Below are 19663 nucleotides of genomic sequence, written 5' to 3'. Positions count from 1 at the left end.
ATCACATCACACTGTCCGCGCTCGTGCCTGTTGACGGTGATCGGCGAGCTGACGCACCCACAACACCAACACGCCTGCCACGACGATGCCGACCAGATTCACGGCCAGCTGGGCGGCTGACTGCGCCGCGATCGACCAGTCGCCGACCGTGGCCGCGACGACGGCGAATCCCGCGGCGGGCACCGTGGTGACCGAGATGAAAACTCCGACCAGCGCAGCGGATTTCGCCGACACCAACGACAACATGCCCGCCGCGCCCGCGAACAGGGCAACGACCAACGACAGCGGCCCGACCCGGAAGATGAAGTCGACCTCGGAGAGCTGGCGGGTGCTTTCCAGCGTGATCCAGCCGAGCGCCTCCCCGCCTAGCACGCCGAGGGCCGTGACGAGCATCGCCGCCGGGAAGCCGACCAACAACGCGACGGCGGCGCGCCGCGCGAGGTAGGCCCGCCGGCGCACCAGCGCGACGGCAAGCGCCGCCAATGGTCCGAATTCCGGCCCCACCACCATCGCGCCGACCACGGTGACGGGCGAATCGGTGACCACCCCGACCGCTGCGATCAGGCACGCGAGGCACAGGAACGTCAGGAAGGCGACGTTGAGCGTGGACTCCTCCCGGGTACGGGCGGCCAGTTCGTCCCACACCACGGCGTCGGCGGGATCGCCCGCGGCCTCGTCCTCGGCGCGGTAAGCGCGGGTCGACAGCACCGTGTCGACGACGTCGAGGGTGATCGCTCCGCGTTCCTTGACCCGCAGCCGTTTGAGACCGTCGATGACCTCGTTGGCCGACTCCCTGGCGATGTCGGCGGTGATCTCGTCGCCGTGCGGGTCGAGCGCCGCCCCGCGGTGGACGACCAGATGCGTCACGCCGGGGTTCTCGGTCAGCAGTTCGATGACCGATTCGCGTAGTTCGGTCGGCGCGATCACCCGCAAATGCAGCATGTCCGGCACAGTAGCCAGGCTTGGGCAGATGTGATGGGCGGTTGGACGACCCGCTTATGACGGCTACCCCGCGGTGCTGGTTCGGCTGACCAAGAACGACGTGGCCGAACTCGAGGAGCTTCCTGCGAAACACCGACTAGCGGAGGTGCTGACGCATGGCGGCCCGGATGGAATCTGCGAGCGTCCAGAAGGAGAGGCCAAGCAGCGGAATGTCTTTCAGAAGGAATTCGCCGGTGAGCGACAAAGCGGGAAAGCCACCACCTGCCGGCTCGCTCACGCCGGGCGTGCTGAACAGGAAGCTGACCGTGGCAAGGAACAGCACGATCGACATCAGGCTGCCTGCGATGGAGATTCGTGGGGCTATGGGCTTGATCGCGACCAACACTGCGGCGGTGATCTCGAACGCGCCCAACAACGCCGAGAAGGTGTAGACGGGGAAAATCTGGTACAGCCAACCCATGGCCGGACTGTTCGCGACCAGCGGCTGTATCTGATGCGCTTCGAAATCGGCGAATTTCAAGGCTCCGATCCATCCGATCACGACAACCAGACCGTATCTACCGAGGAGGGCAGCGACGGTGTCTATCGTCGAAACAGGAAGCAACCGAGCCAGTTTCAGGGTGGTCGACGTGGTGCTCATAGGTGGTCCTTTCCTTGGACGCCGTGCATTTGGGTAAAACAAGCGCCGGCTGACACCACGTCCACATTGCGATTCAGACTCGTGATAACAGTGATAATCGGGACGAATAGGCGACAACTCACGTTGATCGACAACCGGATTCGTCGATCTTTCCGAGCGCCTTCTGCAGCCTTCGGCGCCCGCGATATAGCCGTGACATGACGGTTCCGTGCGGAGTGTTCATGATCTTGGCGATGTCCGAGCGTCGGAGACCTTCGACGTCGGCGTAGTAGACCACAGCCCGGATATGTTCGGGCAATGCCTGCATGGCTGTTTGAATCTCGCTGTCCGGCAGCATGTTCAGCGCAAGCTCTTCTGACGATGGCGACCCGGAAGAGGAGTGTCGGCTCTCGGCATACTGTTGCGCGTCGGTGATGTCATCGACGGGATACTGCGGCCTGCGCTGGCTTCTGCGGTAAGAACTGATGTAAGCGTTGGTCATGATGCGGCGCAACCACGCAATGAGGTTGGTGCCTTGCTGAAAGGATGCGAACGCGGCATACGCATTGGCCAACGTGTCCTGTACAAGATCTTCTGCGTCCGCGTGGTTGCGTGTCAACCGAAGGGCTTGGCGGTGAAGCCGGTCCAGCAGTGGCAGAACGTCACGTTGAAAGCACTGGTGTGTCTCGAACTTTTCGGTCATTCGTCGTCGCCCGGCGCATCGAGTGTGGTGATGAGTTGCGCGATATCGCGGCGACGCGAAGTAGCACGCCACGCGGCCCAGGTTCGTTGCACCACAGAATGACCTGCGATCGGCGCCCAGACGACGGTGTCTGAGACCGACGGCACGCTATGCCGGGGAACAAGCGCGAAAGCCTGCCGTGAACCGACGGCGGCCAGCATCACGGAGGGAATCGCGAACTCGCCTTCGCCGTCCACCGAGCCGATGTCGACTCCGTGGCCACGCAGGATGCCCGCCAGTTCGTCATGCCAAGCGGGGCTGCTCGCCCTGGGCCAGTTGAACCATTGCAGTCCGCGCAGAGCCTCAAGGCGAACGCCGCTCGCGTCGGCAACCTGCGCCGCCAAATCCGTTGCCAGCAGGACTCCAAGAGTCTCGCGCGCCACCAACACCGCGTCGAACTCTTCGCCAACCGGGCGTTCCCTCACGAAGATCACGTCGAGGGCACCGGTACGCAAGTCTTCGAGCTGGCCAGACATCGATTGGTGGTGGCGCGGTTCGACCCGCGTTGGGCGGTCGCCTCCCGCGAACTGGGCAAGCGCGCGCAGCACGTCGGCACCGAGCAACAGCGGAATCCCCAGTCGGATCACGCCTCCGCCCTCGATCGTGTAGCCCGCCATCACCCGCCGGAGTTGGTGGTGCTTGGCAAGGACTGCGCGCGCCTCCGACCGGAGGGCACGTCCCGCCATCGTGATGTGCACGCCGGATTTTGCGCGCACGAAGAGCTTCACGCCGAGGTAATCCTCCAGCGCACCTATCGTTTGAGAAAGGGCGGGTTGACTGACGTGAAGTCTTCGCGCGGCGACGGAGAAACCGCCTTCCTCGGCTACCGCGAGGAAGGCCTCCAATCTGGCGGGAGTGAGGAACCCGACTGTCGAAGCGTCATCAGGTGCCGACGGCCCGGTGGAGTGGCTGCCGCGCGACAGCCGAACGCGTCGCCGAGATTCGCGCTGGTGTGGCACCGGGATCTTTTCGCTCGGCGACAGTGGTTGGGATGGTTGCATTCGCAACGTCGTTGGCATGAGCGCGGTTTCGCTCGCCTCTAATGCGATGTCCGAGCTGTCTGCGGTCATGGCCGCCTCGATACCAACGTGTATCCGACACCGGCGAACATGGCAGGCGAAACCAACAGCATGCCCAAGATCGTGTGCATCATCGTTCTCTCCATGTGGAACGCCCTGCTGTGCTTGACGGCGCCGTGGCTGGGGGCCCGTGAAACATCCCCGTAGGAACCGAGTGTGTTGGCGCGGGCGGGTCATTCGAGTCCGCCACTCGCCAGCCTGTACAGCCGGTGAACGTGTACCGTCGGCGGGGAAATGGCCGGGAGTCTTGGTGTTCCTGCCGTCGGGTTGATCGGCCGACGAAGCGAAATGCGCGCACTCGGCGAACTTCTCGGGGCGATCCGCTCCGGCCAAAGCCAGGTACTGGTAGTCAGCGGTGAGCCCGGTGTGGGCAAAACGGTGTTGTTGGAGGCGCTGGTCGAGCAGGCGACCGGCTGCCTCGTGCTACACGCGGGCGGTGTACAAGCAGAGATGGAGCTGGCCTTTGCCGGGCTGCATCAGCTACTGGCACCGATCACCGGCAGGCTCGATGTCTTGCCGCAGCCTCAGCGCGAGGCACTCGAAACCACGTTCGGCCTCAGTGCCGCGGCGAAATCCGACAGATTTTTCATTGGCCTGGCCGCGTTGACCCTACTCTCCACGGCCGCTGACGAGCAGCCAATCATTTGCGTGGTCGACGACGAACAGTGGCTCGACAGCGCGTCGAAACAGGTCATGGCATTCGTGGCGCGCCGGTTGGGTGCCGAGTCCGTTGGCCTCGTCTTCGCGTCGAGGACGCCGAGCGACGAGTTGTCCGGATTGCCGGAGTTGAAGGTTGACGGGTTGGCGGTTGAGGAAGCACGGGTGCTGCTCGATTCCGTACTCACGGCCCCCGTTGATCCCCACGTACGCGACCAGATCGTGACCGAGACTCGTGGCAATCCGTTGGCGCTACTCGAACTCACTCGAGGCGTCACACCCGCGGAACTGGCCGGAGGTTTCACATTGCCCGGGCTGATCCCGCTTTCGGGCCGAATCGAGGCGAGCTTTCGGCGCCGCCTCGAGCTGTTACCCGAAGCGGCGGTCCGTTTCGTGCAGTTGGCTGCGGCGGACCCGGTGGGCGATCCGTCCCTGCTGTGGAGTGCAGCATCTCTGCTTGGCGTCGACGCCGACGCCGCGCTACCTGCGCTGGATGCTGGTCTTCTCGAAGTCGGCACGCGGGTGCAGTTTCGCCATCCGTTGGTTCGGTCGGCGGCGTATCGATCGGCCTCGCTGTCCGATCGACAGGCCATTCATCGGGCATTGGCCGAGGCCACCGACTCCCGGGTGGATCCGGATCGACGTGCTTGGCATCGGGCGCAGGCGTCCGTGGGGCCGGATGAAGCCGTCGCCGAAGAACTCGAGAGCTCCGCCGACCGCGCTCAAAGCCGGGGCGGGTTGGCCGCCGCCGCCGCCTTTCTGGAACGCGCGGCGGCGCTTACCCCTGAACCCGCGCGCCGCGGCGGCCGTACTTTGGCCGCCGCCAAGGCCAAACGTGACGCCGGGGCGCTCGATGCCGCCCTCGGACTGCTGGTCGCCACCGACGGTGTGCCGCTCGACGACATGCAGCTGGCACAGGCGCAATACCTGCGCGGGGAGATCGCGTTCGATCAACTCCGAGTCCGAGATGCGGCTCGCTATCTGCAAAGCGCGGCAGCGCTGTTCGCGCCCCTCAGTCCTGAGCTGACACGAGAAGTGCGACTGCAGGCTCTCGACGCGACGATGTGGCTCGCCGATCTCGACGGCCCCGGCGGTATGCGTGAGACCGCGGCGGCGGCACGTGCAAGTCCCCCAAGCATCCAGCCGCCGCGGACAGTCGATGTGTTGCTCGATGCGCTCGCGACCCTGTACACCGACGGTTATCAGGCGGGTGCGCCGATGCTCGCGCACGCCATCCGATTGATTCTCGCCGACGATGCACGCGACGACGCCGGTTTGTGGCTCCCGCTCGCTCGCTCGAAAGTGACCGCTGCTCTCGCCGCGGAGCTGTGGGATGCAGAAGCGTGGCACGAACTGGCTTTGGGGCTCGTCCATTTCGCCCGTCGCACCGGGGCGCCGGTGTACCTCCAGTTCGCGCTGCAGTACCTGGCGTGGACGTATCTGCTGCGTGGCGAGTTTGCCACCGCGGGCCTGGTGATCGACGAAGGTCGGCTGGTAGCCGATGCGACGGGAAATCCGCCGCTGACTTTCATCGACATGTTGATGGCTGCCTGGCGTGGCCATGAGCAGTCGGCGTCGGAACTGATTCGGGCTACCGAGGCGTCCGCTACCGAGAGTGGATTGTGTAAAGTCGCCGACTTCGCCGAGTACGCGCGATCGGTGCTCTACAACGGCTTGGGCCGGCATGAGGAGGCTCTTGTCGCCGCCCGCCGGGTTTTCGACAGCGACCACGTCGGATTCTCGGCCTTCGTCATCCCGGAACTGTCCGAAGCGGCTTCCCGCACGGGAGACGTGGACGTGATCACTGTGGCGTTGACTTACGTCTCGGACCGGATCCGCGTGAACTCCACCGCTTGGTTATCGGGCATCCAATCGCGCCTGCGCGCGCTGCTCGCCAATGGGCGAGCGGCCGAACGCTATTACCGCGAATCCCTCGCGCAGCTCGGCCAGACCAATGTGGCTGCCGAACTTGCGCGCGGCCACCTTCTCTACGGCGAATGGCTGCGCCGTGAGAACAGGCGGGTCGAAGCGCGCACCGCCCTTCATACTGCCGACGAAATGTTCACCGCTATGGGGGTCGACGGGTTCGCCGAGCGGGCGCGTCGGGAGTTGCTCGCCACCGGTGAGACTGCGCGCAAGCGTAAGACCACGGCGCACGATGAGCTCACACCCCAGGAACTGCAGGTGGCTCGGCTCGCTCGGGATGGATTGACCAACCCCGAAATCGGCGTCCAATTGTTCATCAGTCCGCGCACAGTCCAGTACCACCTTCGCAAGGTGTTCTCCAAGCTCGGCATCCGGTCACGCGCGGAACTGACCCACGTCCTGTCCCCCAGTCAAGTGGAAACACGAAACCGCCACCACGACTGAAGGTCGACATGACTGTGCGATGGCGGATGCGAAGCTTCGTCGACGGGGAAGACACTGGTAAGCCCGGTCGGAAGGGTACTGCCAGTGACGAAGTGGTTCAACATCCCGATGGAGCTTCGCTACCGAACCATCGACGGACTGGCGATCCGCGTCGCCGAGACCCCGCCCCGCGGCGAACAGGCGTTGCTGTTGAGCCCGTGGCCGGAGAGCGTGTTGGCGTTCCAACCGGTATGGGCGTGCCTGTGCGAGGACGTTCAACTCACGGCGATCGACCTGCCGGGATTCGGCCGCTCCGAGCGCCGTCCGTCGCTGCTATCGCCAGCGGCGATGGCGGAGTTCATCATTCGAGTGATCGATATGTTAGGGCTGGACCGTCCACACGCCGTTGGGCCCGGCAGCGGCACAGCAGCTTTGCTTTTCGCCGCCGCCAGGCATCCGGGGCGGCTTCGCAGCCTTGTCATCAGCGGCGCATCCCCACGTCGACCAGAACCGGATGAGCTCTTCGCCGGCTCGCAGCCGCCCGATGACGGCCGCATCGGCGACTCGCGACACCTTCTCGACCGGATGCTCTCGCTGATCGAGCGGTATGAACTTCCCACTGAAATCCGCGACGATTACCGATGTTCGTACGAGGGGGTCCGCTTCGTGGAATCACTGAAATACATGCAGAGCTACCCGGCCGAGTTGACAGTCCTGCGCGACCTGCTGGCCGACGTATCGACACCAGTGAGGATCATCGCCGCCCGACGTGACCCGTTTGCGCCGTCGGAGGATGCTGAACTTCTTGCGGCCAGCCTGCCCAACGGTGACCTCACTTTTCTCGACACTGGTCACTTCGCGTGGGAGGACGCCGCCGACGAGTACGCCGAGCTGGTCAACACCTTTTGGCGCAGGCTGCGTCATCCAATCTCCGGCGGAGAAAGGTAGTACCCCGCAGCCGACAGAGTGCTCTTGACCAGACGCGACTGTTCGTCGGCGAGCACTTCTTCCTGACCGTTCTCGACACCGTCGAGTGCAGTCTCCGCCAAGACGCGTGGATCCGACTTCTTCGCATCGATTCCGCGGGCCATGTCGGTGTCGACGAATCCGACGTGCAACGCGGCCACCAGAACACCTTGATCGCGTAGCGCGAGCCGCAGCGCGTTCGTAAAGCTCCACGCCGCCGACTTCGTGGTCGAATATGCGGAGACCAGCGGCCGTGCGAACCATGTGGCGTCGGACAGCACATTGATGACCGCACCTCCACCGTTGCCGACGATCACCGGCGCGAATGCCTGACTGGTGTGGACCATCCCATAGAAATTGGTTTCGAACATTCGGCGGGCGACGTCGACAAAAGCGGGATCGAGCGCGCCCTGGTTCACCACCCCGATGCCGGCGTTGTTGACCAGTAATGTGACGTCGCAGCACATCTCGGCCGCCAACTCGACCGTCTCAGGATCGGTGACGTCAAGTCGCACCGGCACGATCGACGGGTCGTCGAGCGGTTCGGGGTTTCGCATTCCGGCGTAGACGCGCCGCGCGCCGCGGGCACGTAGCGCATGAGCAAAGGCCAGGCCCAGACCGCGGTTGGCACCCGTGACGAAGGCAACTGAACTTCTGATGTCCATGATCTCCTTTCTCTGATCTGAACAACTGCAGACATGACGCGGGTCGTGCAAGGCTCCTATGCAATCTGTCGATAGCGCCCATAACCCGCGCGGATGGCCGTCGCGGACTGGTCGAGAAGCGAGAGACGTTGTCGTCGTGGCATTTACGCGACTCTCTAGCGAAGGAAACGTGCTCATGGCCGACCCGGACCATCTCGGCTTAGGGGCTCGCCTCTACACGGCATTTCTCGGGACGACCGCCGGGCGATGGATTGCGTTGAACATCGCTCCTAAGGTCGATCCGTGGCTGATGCGCGTCACGCGCGGACACCTCGGCATGGCCCTCATGCTGCCGTCGACCTTGTTGACCACGGTCGGCGCCCAGTCACGTGTTCTTCGCACCTCCGCGGTGCTGTTCTTCCGTGACGGCGATGACGTCATCGTCGTCGCCTCGAGCTTCGGGCGTGACCGACACCCGGCGTGGTATCACAACCTCAAGGCCAATCCGCACGTTCACGTCGGTGTTGGCGACGGTGCCGTGGCGATGACGGCCGCCGAAGTCCGCGACCCAGACGAGCTGGTCCGACTGTGGGCGCGTGCCGACCGCATTTACCCGCTCTTTCCCGACTACCGCGGCCGGGCGGCCGTCAGCGGCCGAACCATCCCGATCATCCGACTGTCGGCGTCGTAGTCACGACGGTCAACCGTCGATTTTTACCCCAACGTCAGCGGCGCGGAGGATGATCTGCAGACATGGCTGCAACTGACCCCACCTTCTACCGCAGCCCGGGGGCCGCCATCGCCGCGGCGCCTGAGCAGCTTGCCTATGTTGTCGCATTCGATCCAGCGGGCCAGGCGAAAGATGCGCTCGCCGTCGTGGACTGCGACTCGTCCTCGTCGTCGTACGGTCGCGTGGTCGGCTGGTCCGAGCTTCCGACAGCGGGCAACGAACTGCACCACTTCGGCTGGAACGCCTGCTCGAGCGCGCTGTGCCACGAGGGCCACGACGGGCATTCCATCGAGCGGCGCTACCTTGTGGTCCCTGGCATCCGGTCGTCGAACACCTACGTGCTCGATACCCAACCGGACCCGCGAAACCCGGTGCTGGCGCACACCATTGGCGCAGACGAGCTCGCGGCCAAGGCCGGCTACTCCCGCCCGCACACCGTGCACTGCGGGCCGGGCGGCATCTTCATGTCCGCGCTCGGCGGACCGAACGGCGACGACGGGCCTGGCGGCGTCGCACTGCTCGACCACGACACGTTCGAGGTCGTCGGACCGTGGGAGAAGGACCGCGGTGAGCAGTTCTTCGCCTACGACGTCTGGTGGCATCTGCGCCAGGACACCGTGATCACCTCCGAGTGGGCCTCGCCGTCGATGATCGAGAACGGCCTGAACCCCGAGGATCTGCTCGGGCGAAAGTTCGGACACCACTTGAACTTCTGGAGCATGTCCGACCGCACCTTGACCCAGCGCATCGACCTGGGCGACCAGCATCAGATGGTGCTTGAACTGCGACCCGCGCACGACCCGACGAAGACATGGGGCTTCGCGGGGGTGGTGATCAGCGTCGAGGATCTGTCGGCGTCGGTCTGGTTGTGGCACCGGTCAGACGACGCGTGGGCCGTCGAGAAGGTGATCACCATCCCGGCCGAACCCGCCGCCGTCGACGACCTTCCACCTGCGTTGCAACCGTTCGGCGCGGTCCCGCCGCTGGTGTCCGACATCGACCTCTCGGTCGACGATCGTTGGCTCTACGTATCATGTTGGGGTACTGGCGAACTCAAACAGTTCAACGTCGCTGACCCGTTCCATCCTCGCGAGACGGCATCTGTTCGCCTCGGCGGTGTGGTGCGGCGCGAACCGCATCCCGCCGATCCGGACCTCCGTCTGGCAGGCGGGCCGCAGATGATCGAGATCAGCCGTGACGGCAGGCGCATCTACGCCACCAATTCGCTGTATGCGGCGTGGGACGAGGTCTTCTACCCCGACGGTGTGGGCGCGTGGATGGCCAAACTGGACGCCGACGTCGACGGCGGCGGACTCGTTCCCGACCCCGCGTTCTTTCCCAACGGCAACGATTTTCGCGGCCTACGGGTGCACCAGACCCGGTTGCAGGGCGGTGACGCGTCGAGCGATTCCTACTGCTTCACCGACTGAGCGAGCCGGACCACGAGCTCGTCGGCGGGCACCTGATGTCCGTGCGCACAGCGGATCTCGACGGTGGCCTCGGCATCGCAATCCCGGTGGGCAAGCCGCAGCGACGGACTCTCCGGCAGGTGCCGCCGCCCCCACTCGAACATCGCCCACACCACCGGCATGAAATCCAGTCCGGCCTCGGTGAGCACGTACTCGTCGCGCCGACGCTGGCCCGGTTCCTTGTAGGGCCTTCGCTCCAGTAGTCCGGCGTCGACGAGTTCGGTCAGCCGGGCCGAGGCCGCGGCCTTGGTGACGCCGATACGGCGCCAGAAGTCCTCGAAGCGGGTGGTGCCGTAGAACGCCTCCCGCATGATGAGCATCCCCGACTTGGTGCCCACCAACGCCATCGTCTTCTCGATCGGGCAGTGCCCAACCGCCGACCAGGTGTCGCGGTCGGCGAGCCGCCCCTGCAGCACTGTCATGCACGTCACTCCTTTTCTGGGTTGTTATCACTATACCTAGGTGTTATAGCTGGATATAGCGAGCAATACTCAGTGGGGAGTTCAGGAGGCGGAAATGGCCGGATATGTGGGCCGCGACGCGGTCATCGTCGGTGCGGTACGTACCCCGATCGGAAAGGGCAAGGCGAGCGGCGCACTGCACGACGTGCTGCCCGTCGACCTGCTGGCGCACAGCCTGAAGGAACTGGTGAACCGGACCGGCATCGATCCGGCGCAGATCGACGACGTCATCGCAGGCGCGGTCACCCAGGTGGGCGACCAGGCCGTCAACATCGCCCGCAACGCGCTACTGGGCGCGGGCTTCCCCGAGGCGGTGCCGGGCACGACCGTCGACCGCCAATGCGGCAGCAGCCAACAGGCGATCAGCTTCGCCGCGCAGGGCGTGATCTCGGGCGCCTACGACATCGTCGTCGCCGCAGGCGTGGAGTCGATGGGCCGGGTCCCGATGGGCTCGAGTGTGCTGCCGGGCAGTGACCCGTTCGGTCAGATGGCGCAGCGCTACCCGGAAGGGCTTGTGCCGCAGGGCATCAGCGCCGAGTTGATCGCCGCGAAGTGGGGATTCTCCCGTCAGCAACTCGACGAGTTCTCGGCTGGCAGTCACGAAAAGGCCGCGGCTGCAACCAAAGAGGGCCGGTTCGACAACGAACTAGCGCCGATCGCGGGGCTCGCCACCGACGAGATCATTCGTCCCGGTACCAGCGTCGGCACGCTCGCCGGTTTGAAGCCGGCGTTCTACAACCCCGCATACGAGGCGCGTTTCCCGCAGATCAAGTGGGAGATCACCGCGGGCAACTCGTCCCCGCTGTCCGACGGCAGCGCGGCCGTGCTGATCACCACCACCGAAGTGGCACGCCGCCTCGGTCTACGCCCGCTGGCCCGCATCCACACGGCCACCGTCGTCGGCTCGGACCCGCTCTACATGTTGACCGGTGTCATCCCCGCAACCGAAAAGGTCTTGCAGAGAGCGGGTTTGACGATCGGTGACATCGACCTGTTCGAGGTGAACGAGGCGTTCGCGCCCGTCGTGCTGGCCTGGGCGGTGGACACTGGCGCCGACCTGGCGAAGACAAACGTCAACGGCGGCGCGATCGCGATCGGCCACCCTCTGGGTGCCAGCGGTGCGCGCATCATGACCACGATGGTCAACGCGCTGGAGCAGCGCGGCGGACGGTATGCGCTGCAGACGATGTGCGAGGCGGGCGGCATGGCCAACGCAACCATCATCGAGCGCCTCTAAGGCTTGCCCCCCCATTGCACTCAGGGTCGTGATCTGGTGCCTTTCACGACCCTGAGTGCAATCTTCACCATCAAGCCGTCGAATACAGCCACCAGGAACCGGCCGCAGAGGTCGGCCGGGTGCTCGGCAGGGACCTGCCGTTCGAACGAACCACCGTATCGACGTTCCTCGACCTGCTCGGCATCGCCGACGACACCGCCAAGCTCAGGCACTTCGGGGCCGTGACAATCGACCAACACGAGGGCCGCCTGGCCGGTATCACCGATACGGCGCCGACCATCCTCGGGCGCCGCTGAACACCGTCGAGGACTTCGTCAACGATAACCGCGCGCCGTTCGAACTCCCTACGCAAGGGCTGCCTAGCCGCCGCCCAGCAGGCCACCGCCGAGGACCGAGTTCAATTCCTTCCTGATTGCCGCGTTGACGTCAGCGAGGCTGGAACTACAGGGCAGGCCGTTGTCTGGGTTCACACAGCCGGCTTCGGGCGGGGCGCACGCTGCGCCGGACGGCGTCAAACACGCCGGGCCACCGGGATCGGCGTTGGCCATCGGCGTTGAGGCGAAGGTGACTGCGAGTGTGGCCAGTGCTGCAGTCATGGCCGCAGAAACAATGTCTTTCGTTCTCATCTGTTAGCTCGCTTCGCGAAGTCGACCGTCGGGTCCATCTCACGTCATGTGAAGAACGGTTAGGTGACGGTGATTTCATAAGCTACGCCCAGACCTACACACAGGAATCAGTTGTTTCCCTATATTTGCTGCGTTCTTTGCGACTCATGGGGTGGTAAGCAAAGTGCAGCGCGGGCAGCTGATATGTAGGCACCGTTTGTCAATAGGCAGGTGAAAGCCGCCCCGGTTTTGCGTCGGGGCGGCTTTCGTTTGATCGGGGTTAGTCGGTGTCGCGGCGGTCGTTGGTCAACGACGGTGGTGTCAGACTGATATGCGCGGGTTGGGTACCGCAAGACGATGGTTCGGTGCGAACGGTGGCTGCTCTCTAGGGACGGGCGTCACACCAGTACTTCGGGGAATGCTGTTGTGGCTCATAGCTGTAACGCAGATCCAGTTCGCCTACCTCGCCGTCGACCGGCTGACTCCGATCAAGTTCGGTGGCGGTTGTTAGTTCAGCGTGGCAAGTGACCAGCACCAGCCGGCCAGTTCACGGGCGATCGCGACATTGGCCACCACGTGGTGTTTCTTACGTTCGTTGAACCGGCACCACTGCTGGTGCAGGCGCCGGTTTCCGGCATGCCCGCGATCCTTGAGCGCCGGGTCGACCTTGGCCCAGCGTGCCCGCATCGTCGGTCCAGGATTGCGGTAGGCCGCCCGGTGATGCCACGCCGCCTCGATCAACAATCGCCGCACATGGGCGTTGCCGGCCTTGGTGATCGAGCCCTGCACCCGGGATGCACCCGAGGAGTACTCGGTGGGGACCAAGCCGACGTAGGCGCCGATCGAGGCGCCAGTGAACCGGGTCCAGTCACCGATCTCGACGCTCAACGCCAGCCCGGTCAGCGCCGAAATCCCCCGTAGACACCCCAATCGATTGACCGGGTCAGCCCAGCGCGGCGAGGCTGCCACGGTGACGATCTGCTGGTCGAGACGATCTCTGGCGGCGGTGGCCGTCAAGACGGCGTCGAAGTGATGGTCGAATGCCGCCATGGTGTGGGAATCGTCAAATCGTTGTCGACGAAGCCAGGTTTCGTGCACCCCGTTCCATGCCTGCCCACCGCAGTACACCCGGCCGTGGCGCAGCAATAGTTTGGACAACCGGTACCGGACTCGCATCAGATCAGCGCGCGCGTCTTCACGCGCACGCACCAGATCGCGCACCGCCTCCACGTCGGCCTCGGGCACGGTGACCGCGGTGATCTCGCCCAGACGCAGTAACCGGGTCAGATGCGCGGCATCGCGGGCATCGGTCTTGACCCGATCCCCGGCAGGACGGATCAACTTCGACGGCGCGGCAACCACGCAGTCGATCTCGGCGGCGGCCAAAGCCCGCGCGAGCCCGAACCCCGTCGGCCCAGCCTCATAGGCCACCCGTACCGGACCTCGCAGCCGGTCTAGCCACGCCAGGATCTCGCCGTGATCGGGACACAACCGTGCCCGCTCAACCCGCCCCGTTTCTTCATCGACGGCATGGGCAACCACCGAAAGCGCATGCACGTCCAACCCGACACTCGTACCGTTGAAACTCACCGGAGGCCTCCTGATCTGCAACTGTGGCTCTACCGATGCGAGTGTTCACTCATCGTCGGCAACCCACGTCCGATTGCAGCCCGAGGCCTTCGGCCTCAAGTCGCCTCCATACCGTCTAGGCCCGCTGCAGTTCGAACAGCGGAATGACTCGGCTGGTCTTGTCCTGGTACTCACCGAAACCGGGCGCCAGCGCCACAATCTTCGGATACGTCTCGTCGCGTTCGGCCGGCGTCAGCTCACGCGCCACGACGTCGTATGCGTCGGTGTCCACCTCGATGTGCGCCCGCGGGTTGGCCCGAAGGTTGTGCACCCAGTCCGGATTGGTGTCGGCGCCTGCCTTCGAGCCGACGATGATCATCTTCCCGTCGATGCTGAAATAGGCCAGCGGCGCCAGCCGCGGCTGACCCGACTTGGCCCCCGTACTCGTGAGCAACAGCAGCGTCGCGCCTTCGAAGGGCCCACCGACCACGCCGCCGTTGGCGCGGAACTCGTCGACGATGTTCTTGTTGAACGCCTTCATGGCCTCGGCGTCAGGAATCTCGGTCATGACGCATGAAGCTACCTCGCGACGGGTCCGGTGGTCAGCCTCGCTGCAGTTCGAACAGCGGGATCACCCTGGAGGTGCGCTCCTGGTACTCACCGAAGTCCGCTCTCTGAGCGACGATCTTCGGATACGTCGCGTCACGCTCCTCGGCGGGTAGTTCACGCGCGACCACATCGTATGCGTCAGCGCCGATCTCGACGCGCGCCCGCGGATTGGCCCGAAGGTTGTGCACCCAGTCGGGATTCGCGTCGGACCCGGCCTTCGAGCCCACGATGATCAGCTTGCCGTCGACGGTGAAGTAGGCCAGCGGCGCCAGTCGCGATTGACCCGATTTCGCACCGGTGGTGGTGAGCAGAAGCAGATCGATGCCCTCGAACCGGCCTCCCACCCGACCCTCGTTGCTGCGGAACTCCTCCGCGATGGGAGCGTTTAGATCCTGCCACTGCTGCGCATTCATCGATGACGTCACGCTGCGCTCAACGCCGGCGAGGGGCGACTCTATTTCGATCGAGTATTGCCGTACTCGGTACAGCAGGTCGCTGCGACGAGATCATCGATGGATGACCGATACAACCCGGACACCCGATGTAAACGTCGTCGTCGTGGGCGCGGGGATCGCGGGTCTCTACCTTGCCTACCGGTTGGGCCGGACCGGCCAGTCGGTTCGCATCTTCGAAGCGGGCGACGATCTCGGCGGTACGTGGTACTGGAACCGTTATCCCGGTGCCAGGGTCGACATCCCCAGCATCGACTACATGTACAGCTTCGATCCCGACTGGCGCAGCGGGTGGCAGTGGTCGGAAAAGTACGCCACCCAACCCGAAATCCTGCGGTATCTGAACCACGTCGCCGACAAGCACGACCTGCGGCGCCACATCACGTTCTCCACCCGAGTGCAGCAGGCGCGCTGGGACGAGGAATCCGCGCTGTGGCATGTGCGCACCGACGCAGGCGACGAGCTCACGGCGCGTTTCGTCGTGATGGCCACGGGTTGTCTGTCCGTGCCGAAGCCGCAGGAGATCGACGGGCTGGACCGATTCGCCGGCGAGGTGTACTTCACCAGTCGCTGGCCGCATGATCCTGTCGACTTCACCGGCAAGCGGGTGGCGGTGATCGGCACGGGTTCCTCTGGGGTGCAGTCGATTCCGGTCATCGCGAAGGACGCGCAGCACGTGCTGGTATTTCAGCGCACTCCGACGTTCTGCATTCCGGCGCACAACGGACCGGTCACCGACGAGATGCTCGCGCAGCTCGAGAACGAGGCGGAATACCGCGCCGCGGCAAAGGTGTCGCCGAACGGCATCCCGAAGGAGCGGAACATCACGCCGACGTTCAGTGTCTCGGAGGCTGAGCGCCTACAGCGCTATGAACAGGTCTGGGAGTGGGGGCTGCTGCTGGAGTCGTTCACCGTATTCGCCGACGTGCTGAGCAATCCCGCGGCCAACCACGAATTCGCCGAGTTCGTCCGGAACAAGATCCGCGACATCGTCGAGGATCCCGAGACGGCACAAGAGCTGTGCCCGACGGAATACCCCATCGGCACAAAGCGACCGTGTCTTGACACCGACTACTACGCGACCTACAACCTGCCGCACGTGCGTCTGGTCAACATTCGCAAGCACCCGATCCGGCAGATCGCCGAAACCGGAATCGAGACCGCCGATGAGACCATCCCCGTCGACATCATCGTGTTCGCAACCGGTTTCGACGCCGTCACCGGTGCCCTCACGGCGATTGACATCAGGGGGCGTGACGGCAAGGCGCTCAAGGACAAATGGGCCGACGGGCCACGGACTTACCTCGGGCTCACCACCGTCGGGTTCCCCAACCTGTTCCTGATCACCGGGCCAGGAAGCCCCTCGGTGCTGTCGAACATGACTGTCTCGATCGAACAGCACGTGGACTGGGTGCTGGACTGCGTCGACCATTTGACCACAACCGGTTTCGATGTCATCGAACCCACCGAAACAGCCGAGGCAGGGTGGGTCCAGCACGTCAACGACTGCGCCGACATCACCCTCTTCCCCACCGCCAACTCCTGGTACATGGGCGCCAACGTGCCCGGCAAGCCGCGGGTGTTCCTGCCGTACTGTGCCGGGGTCGACTTCTACCGCGCCAGTTGTGACGAAGTGGCGGCCCGCGACTATCTTGGCTTCACGCTGTCCGGCCCGAACGGGTCGCAGTGCAACGACGGCGTGGTGCGCCGGTTGCAGCCCGACGTCGAGATGGTCCTGATGGAGATCGCGGCGCTGAATCTGCCGCTGCTGGAGTCGATGTCGGCGCCCGACGCCCGCGCGTTCTATCTGCAGACGCTGGCCGAGCGGCCGCCTGGGCCGGACGTCGGCGAGCTCGTCGACGGTGAATTCCCCGGCGCCACAGGTGAGCTCGCCTACCGGCTGTACCGGCCACCGACGCCAGGCCCGCACCCCGTGGTGCTGTACTTCCACGGCGGCGGTTGGGTCATCGGCAACGCGACTGCGGATGACCCGCTGTGCCGCGACCTTTGTGTGCGCAGCGACGCGGTCGTCGTCTCGGCGGACTACCGGCATGCACCCGAGCACCGTTTCCCCGCCGCGGTCGACGACGCGATGGCCGCGCTGCGATGGGCCGCGGACAACGCCGAATCCCTCGGCGGCCGCGAAGGCCGACTCGCGGTCGCGGGTTGGAGCGCAGGCGCCGGACTGGCCGCGGTGGTCTGCCAACTCGCGCGCGACGCCGGCGGGCCCCACATCGCCGGGCAAGCCTTGTTGGCACCGGTGACGAGCGGCAGCACCGCGCTCGCGTCGTACCGGGAGAACGCCGACGGCTACGGTCTGACGACACCGTTGATGACGTGGTTCTACGACCACTATGTCGACGAGGCGGACCGCGGCGATCCCCGCGTGGCGCCGCTGCGCGCGGCTGATCTGTCCGGACTGCCGCCCGCGATCGTCGTGTCGGCCGAATTCGATCCGCTACGCGACGACGGCCGGGCGTATGCCGCCGCCCTCACCGCCGCGGGGGTGCCGACCGAACACATCGCCGCACGCGGTCACACCCACACGTCGTTGACGATGGTGGACATCGTGCTCTCGGGTGCGCCGATACGCGGGCAGGTTGCCGACGCGCTGCGCGGGTTCTTCGTGGCGGCGCGGACCCCTGAACTCGCCTAGGCCTTGGCCTCCGGCCCAGGCTCAATGTCGCCGCCAGAGCGGCTCCCTGCCCCGATGTCGCCGCCAGAGCGGCTCCCTGCCCTGATGTCGCCGCCAGAGCGGCTCCGTGCGTCGATCCCGGATTCTTTCCGCTGCTGCGGCGTGATCGGCGCGGGCGCACCGGTGAGCGGGTCGACACCGCCGCCCGACTTCGGGAACGCGATCACCTCGCGGATCGAGTCCATGCCCGACAGCAGCGCGTTGATGCGGTCCCATCCGAACGCGATGCCGCCGTGCGGCGGTGCGCCGAAGGTGAACGCCTCCAACAGGAATCCGAACTTCTCCTCGGCCTCGGCCTTGTCGATGCCCATCACCGCGAACACCTTCTCCTGGATGTCGCGGCGGTGGATACGGATCGAGCCGCCGCCGATTTCGTTGCCGTTGCACACCACGTCATAGGCGTCGGCCAGCACCGCGCCGGGATCGGTGTCGATGCTGTCCTCGAACTCCGGCTTGGGGGCGGTGAACGCATGGTGCACCGCGGTCCACGCACCCGAGCCCACGGCCACGTCGCCGTGCGCGGTGGCCTCGTCGGCGGGTTCGAACAGCGGCGGGTCGATGATCCAGGTGAACGCCCAGGCGTTCGGATCGATCAGCTCCTGCCGCTTGGCGATCTCGATGCGCACGGCGCCGAGCAGCGCCCGCGACGACTTGGCCGGGCCCGCCGAGAAGAAGATGCAGTCGCCGGGCGAGGCGCCGACATGCGCGGCCAGCCCGTCGCGCTCGGCGTCGGACAGGTTCTTGGCCACCGGGCCGCCCAGTTCGCCGTCATCGCCCACCAGCACATAGGCCAGCCCGCGGTGCCCGCGCTGCTTGGCGAACTCCTGCCAGCCGTCGAGCGTGCGGCGCGGCTGCGATGCACCGCCCGGCATGACGACGGCGCCGACGTAGGGCGCTTGGAACACGCGGAACGCGGTGTCGGAGAAGTAGTCGGTGCACTCGACGAGTTCCAGTCCGAACCGCAGGTCGGGCTTGTCCGAGCCGTAGCGCCGCATCGCGTCGGCGTAGGTCATGCGCGGCAGCGGGGTCGGCACGTCGTAGCCGATCAGCGCCCACAGCGCCTTGATGATCTGCTCGGAGATCGCGATGACGTCCTCGGTGTCGACGAAGCTGAGCTCCATGTCGAGCTGGGTGAATTCCGGTTGCCGGTCGGCGCGGAAGTCCTCGTCGCGGTAGCAGCGGGCGATCTGGTAGTAGCGCTCCATGCCCGCGACCATCAGCAGCTGCTTGAACAGCTGCGGGCTCTGCGGCAGCGCGTAGAACGAGCCCGGCTGCAGTCGGGCAGGCACCAGGAAGTCGCGCGCGCCCTCGGGCGTCGACCGCGTCATCGTCGGGGTTTCGATCTCGACGAAGTCGTGGTCGGCCAGCACCGCGCGCGCGGCGGCATTCGCCTTGGAGCGCAAGCGAATTGCCGCACCAGGACCCTCGCGGCGCAGATCCAGGTAGCGGTATTTCAGCCTGGCCTCTTCGCCTGCGGTCTCATCGAGCTGGAACGGCAGCGGCGCGCTCTCCCCCAGCACGGTCAGCGTCGTCGCGTTGATCTCGATGTCGCCGGTGGGGATTTCCGGATTCTCGTTGCCCTGCGGGCGGACCTCGACGACGCCGTCCACGGCGATGCAGAACTCTGCGCGCAGTCGATGCGCCGCGGCCAGCACGTCGCCCTCGCGGAACACCACTTGCGACACCCCGGAGGCGTCGCGAAGGTCGATGAAGATGACGCCGCCGTGGTCGCGGCGACGCGCCACCCAGCCGGCGAGGGTCACCTTCTGTCCGGCATCGGTGGACCGCAGCGAACCGGCGGCATGTGTGCGCAGCACAAAAACTCCCTGGGAAAGGCC

General features: G+C 65.4%; 18 protein-coding genes. 7 read left to right on the top strand and 11 right to left on the bottom strand.

Annotated elements, in window-relative coordinates:
• Window positions 1-6: 6 nt before the first annotated feature.
• The 4 genes from C1A30_RS19230 to C1A30_RS19215 all read right to left on the bottom strand — a co-directional run bounded on the left by C1A30_RS19230 (window position 7) and on the right by C1A30_RS19215 (window position 3148).
• Window positions 7-942, bottom strand: a complete 936-nt coding sequence (locus C1A30_RS19230; protein WP_101949738.1) for a DUF389 domain-containing protein — start codon at window positions 940-942, stop codon at window positions 7-9.
• Between the two features lie 136 nt (window positions 943-1078).
• The gene (locus C1A30_RS19225) at window positions 1079-1582 is read right to left on the bottom strand and encodes a YkgB family protein (protein WP_101949737.1); all 504 of its coding nucleotides are present in this window, start codon (window positions 1580-1582) and stop codon (window positions 1079-1081) included.
• Between the two features lie 118 nt (window positions 1583-1700).
• Window positions 1701-2264: a sigma-70 family RNA polymerase sigma factor gene (locus tag C1A30_RS19220; RefSeq protein ID WP_101949736.1), complete on the bottom strand. Its 564-nt coding sequence runs from the start codon at window positions 2262-2264 to the stop codon at window positions 1701-1703.
• On the bottom strand, window positions 2261-3148 hold the full coding sequence (locus C1A30_RS19215; protein ID WP_235009989.1) for a LysR family transcriptional regulator: 888 nt from the start codon (window positions 3146-3148) through the stop codon (window positions 2261-2263). The genes C1A30_RS19220 and C1A30_RS19215 overlap by 4 nt, the downstream gene beginning before the upstream one ends.
• 468 nt (window positions 3149-3616) lie before the next feature.
• On the opposite strand from C1A30_RS19215, the gene C1A30_RS19210 reads away from it, so the two are divergent.
• Together C1A30_RS19210 and C1A30_RS19205 are read left to right on the top strand one after the other, a co-directional pair.
• On the top strand, window positions 3617-6409 hold the full coding sequence (locus C1A30_RS19210; RefSeq protein WP_101949735.1) for a LuxR family transcriptional regulator: 2793 nt from the start codon (window positions 3617-3619) through the stop codon (window positions 6407-6409).
• An 84-nt stretch (window positions 6410-6493) separates the two neighbouring features.
• Window positions 6494-7336, top strand: a complete 843-nt coding sequence (locus tag C1A30_RS19205) for an alpha/beta fold hydrolase (RefSeq protein ID WP_101949734.1) — start codon at window positions 6494-6496, stop codon at window positions 7334-7336.
• Here C1A30_RS19205 and C1A30_RS19200 read toward each other — a convergent pair.
• A complete protein-coding gene (locus C1A30_RS19200; RefSeq protein WP_101949733.1) occupies window positions 7309-8019 on the bottom strand; it encodes an SDR family oxidoreductase in 711 nt (236 codons plus the stop codon). The genes C1A30_RS19205 and C1A30_RS19200 overlap by 28 nt on opposite strands.
• Before the next feature lie 175 nt (window positions 8020-8194).
• On the opposite strand from C1A30_RS19200, the gene C1A30_RS19195 reads away from it, so the two are divergent.
• Complete coding sequence (locus tag C1A30_RS19195) at window positions 8195-8689, top strand: nitroreductase/quinone reductase family protein (protein ID WP_101950319.1); 495 nt, start codon at window positions 8195-8197, stop codon at window positions 8687-8689.
• Between the two features lie 62 nt (window positions 8690-8751).
• Window positions 8752-10158, top strand: a complete 1407-nt coding sequence (locus C1A30_RS19190; RefSeq protein WP_101949732.1) for a selenium-binding protein SBP56-related protein — start codon at window positions 8752-8754, stop codon at window positions 10156-10158.
• On the opposite strand, the gene C1A30_RS19185 is transcribed toward C1A30_RS19190, so the two are convergent.
• Window positions 10140-10619, bottom strand: coding sequence for a helix-turn-helix domain-containing protein (locus C1A30_RS19185; RefSeq protein ID WP_101949731.1), 480 nt, complete (start codon window positions 10617-10619; stop codon window positions 10140-10142). The two genes, C1A30_RS19190 and C1A30_RS19185, sit on opposite strands and share 19 nt — an antisense overlap.
• A gap of 94 nt (window positions 10620-10713) precedes the next feature.
• Here C1A30_RS19185 and C1A30_RS19180 point away from each other — a divergent pair, with 94 nt between their 5' ends.
• Window positions 10714-11895, top strand: coding sequence for an acetyl-CoA C-acyltransferase (locus C1A30_RS19180; protein ID WP_101949730.1), 1182 nt, complete (start codon window positions 10714-10716; stop codon window positions 11893-11895).
• Between the two features lie 119 nt (window positions 11896-12014).
• The gene (locus C1A30_RS35645; RefSeq protein ID WP_160112768.1) at window positions 12015-12191 is read left to right on the top strand and encodes a hypothetical protein; all 177 of its coding nucleotides are present in this window, start codon (window positions 12015-12017) and stop codon (window positions 12189-12191) included.
• 63 nt (window positions 12192-12254) lie between these two features.
• Here the strand turns inward: C1A30_RS35645 and C1A30_RS19175 are convergent, their stop codons facing one another.
• From C1A30_RS19175 to C1A30_RS19160, 4 genes are all read right to left on the bottom strand, one after another.
• Window positions 12255-12491 (bottom strand): hypothetical protein, encoded by a 237-nt coding sequence (locus C1A30_RS19175; RefSeq protein WP_101949729.1) that lies wholly within the window; start codon window positions 12489-12491, stop codon window positions 12255-12257.
• Between the two features lie 516 nt (window positions 12492-13007).
• Entirely contained in the window at window positions 13008-14090 is a 1083-nt protein-coding gene (locus C1A30_RS19170) for an IS110 family transposase (protein WP_200828306.1), read from the bottom strand.
• A gap of 115 nt (window positions 14091-14205) precedes the next feature.
• Window positions 14206-14637 carry a nitroreductase family deazaflavin-dependent oxidoreductase gene (locus C1A30_RS19165; protein ID WP_101949727.1) on the bottom strand — a complete coding sequence of 144 codons (432 nt, stop codon included), beginning with the start codon at window positions 14635-14637 and terminating at the stop codon, window positions 14206-14208.
• A 34-nt stretch (window positions 14638-14671) separates the two neighbouring features.
• Window positions 14672-15091 carry a nitroreductase family deazaflavin-dependent oxidoreductase gene (locus C1A30_RS19160; protein WP_101950318.1) on the bottom strand — a complete coding sequence of 140 codons (420 nt, stop codon included), beginning with the start codon at window positions 15089-15091 and terminating at the stop codon, window positions 14672-14674.
• Window positions 15092-15194: 103 nt separating this feature from the next.
• Here C1A30_RS19160 and C1A30_RS19155 point away from each other — a divergent pair, with 103 nt between their 5' ends.
• Complete coding sequence (locus C1A30_RS19155) at window positions 15195-17786, top strand: FAD-dependent oxidoreductase (protein WP_101949726.1); 2592 nt, start codon at window positions 15195-15197, stop codon at window positions 17784-17786.
• Here C1A30_RS19155 and aspS read toward each other — a convergent pair.
• On the bottom strand, window positions 17783-19642 hold the full coding sequence (aspS, locus tag C1A30_RS19150) for an aspartate--tRNA ligase (protein WP_235009987.1): 1860 nt from the start codon (window positions 19640-19642) through the stop codon (window positions 17783-17785). The genes C1A30_RS19155 and aspS overlap by 4 nt on opposite strands.
• Between the last annotated feature and the right edge of the window lie 21 nt (window positions 19643-19663).

Source organism: Mycobacterium sp. 3519A (assembly GCF_900240945.1).
In the GTDB taxonomy this organism is placed as follows: Bacteria; Actinomycetota; Actinomycetes; order Mycobacteriales; family Mycobacteriaceae; genus Mycobacterium.
Note: the sequence above shows the minus strand (reverse complement) of the source record. Positions and strands in the feature narration are given on the sequence as shown.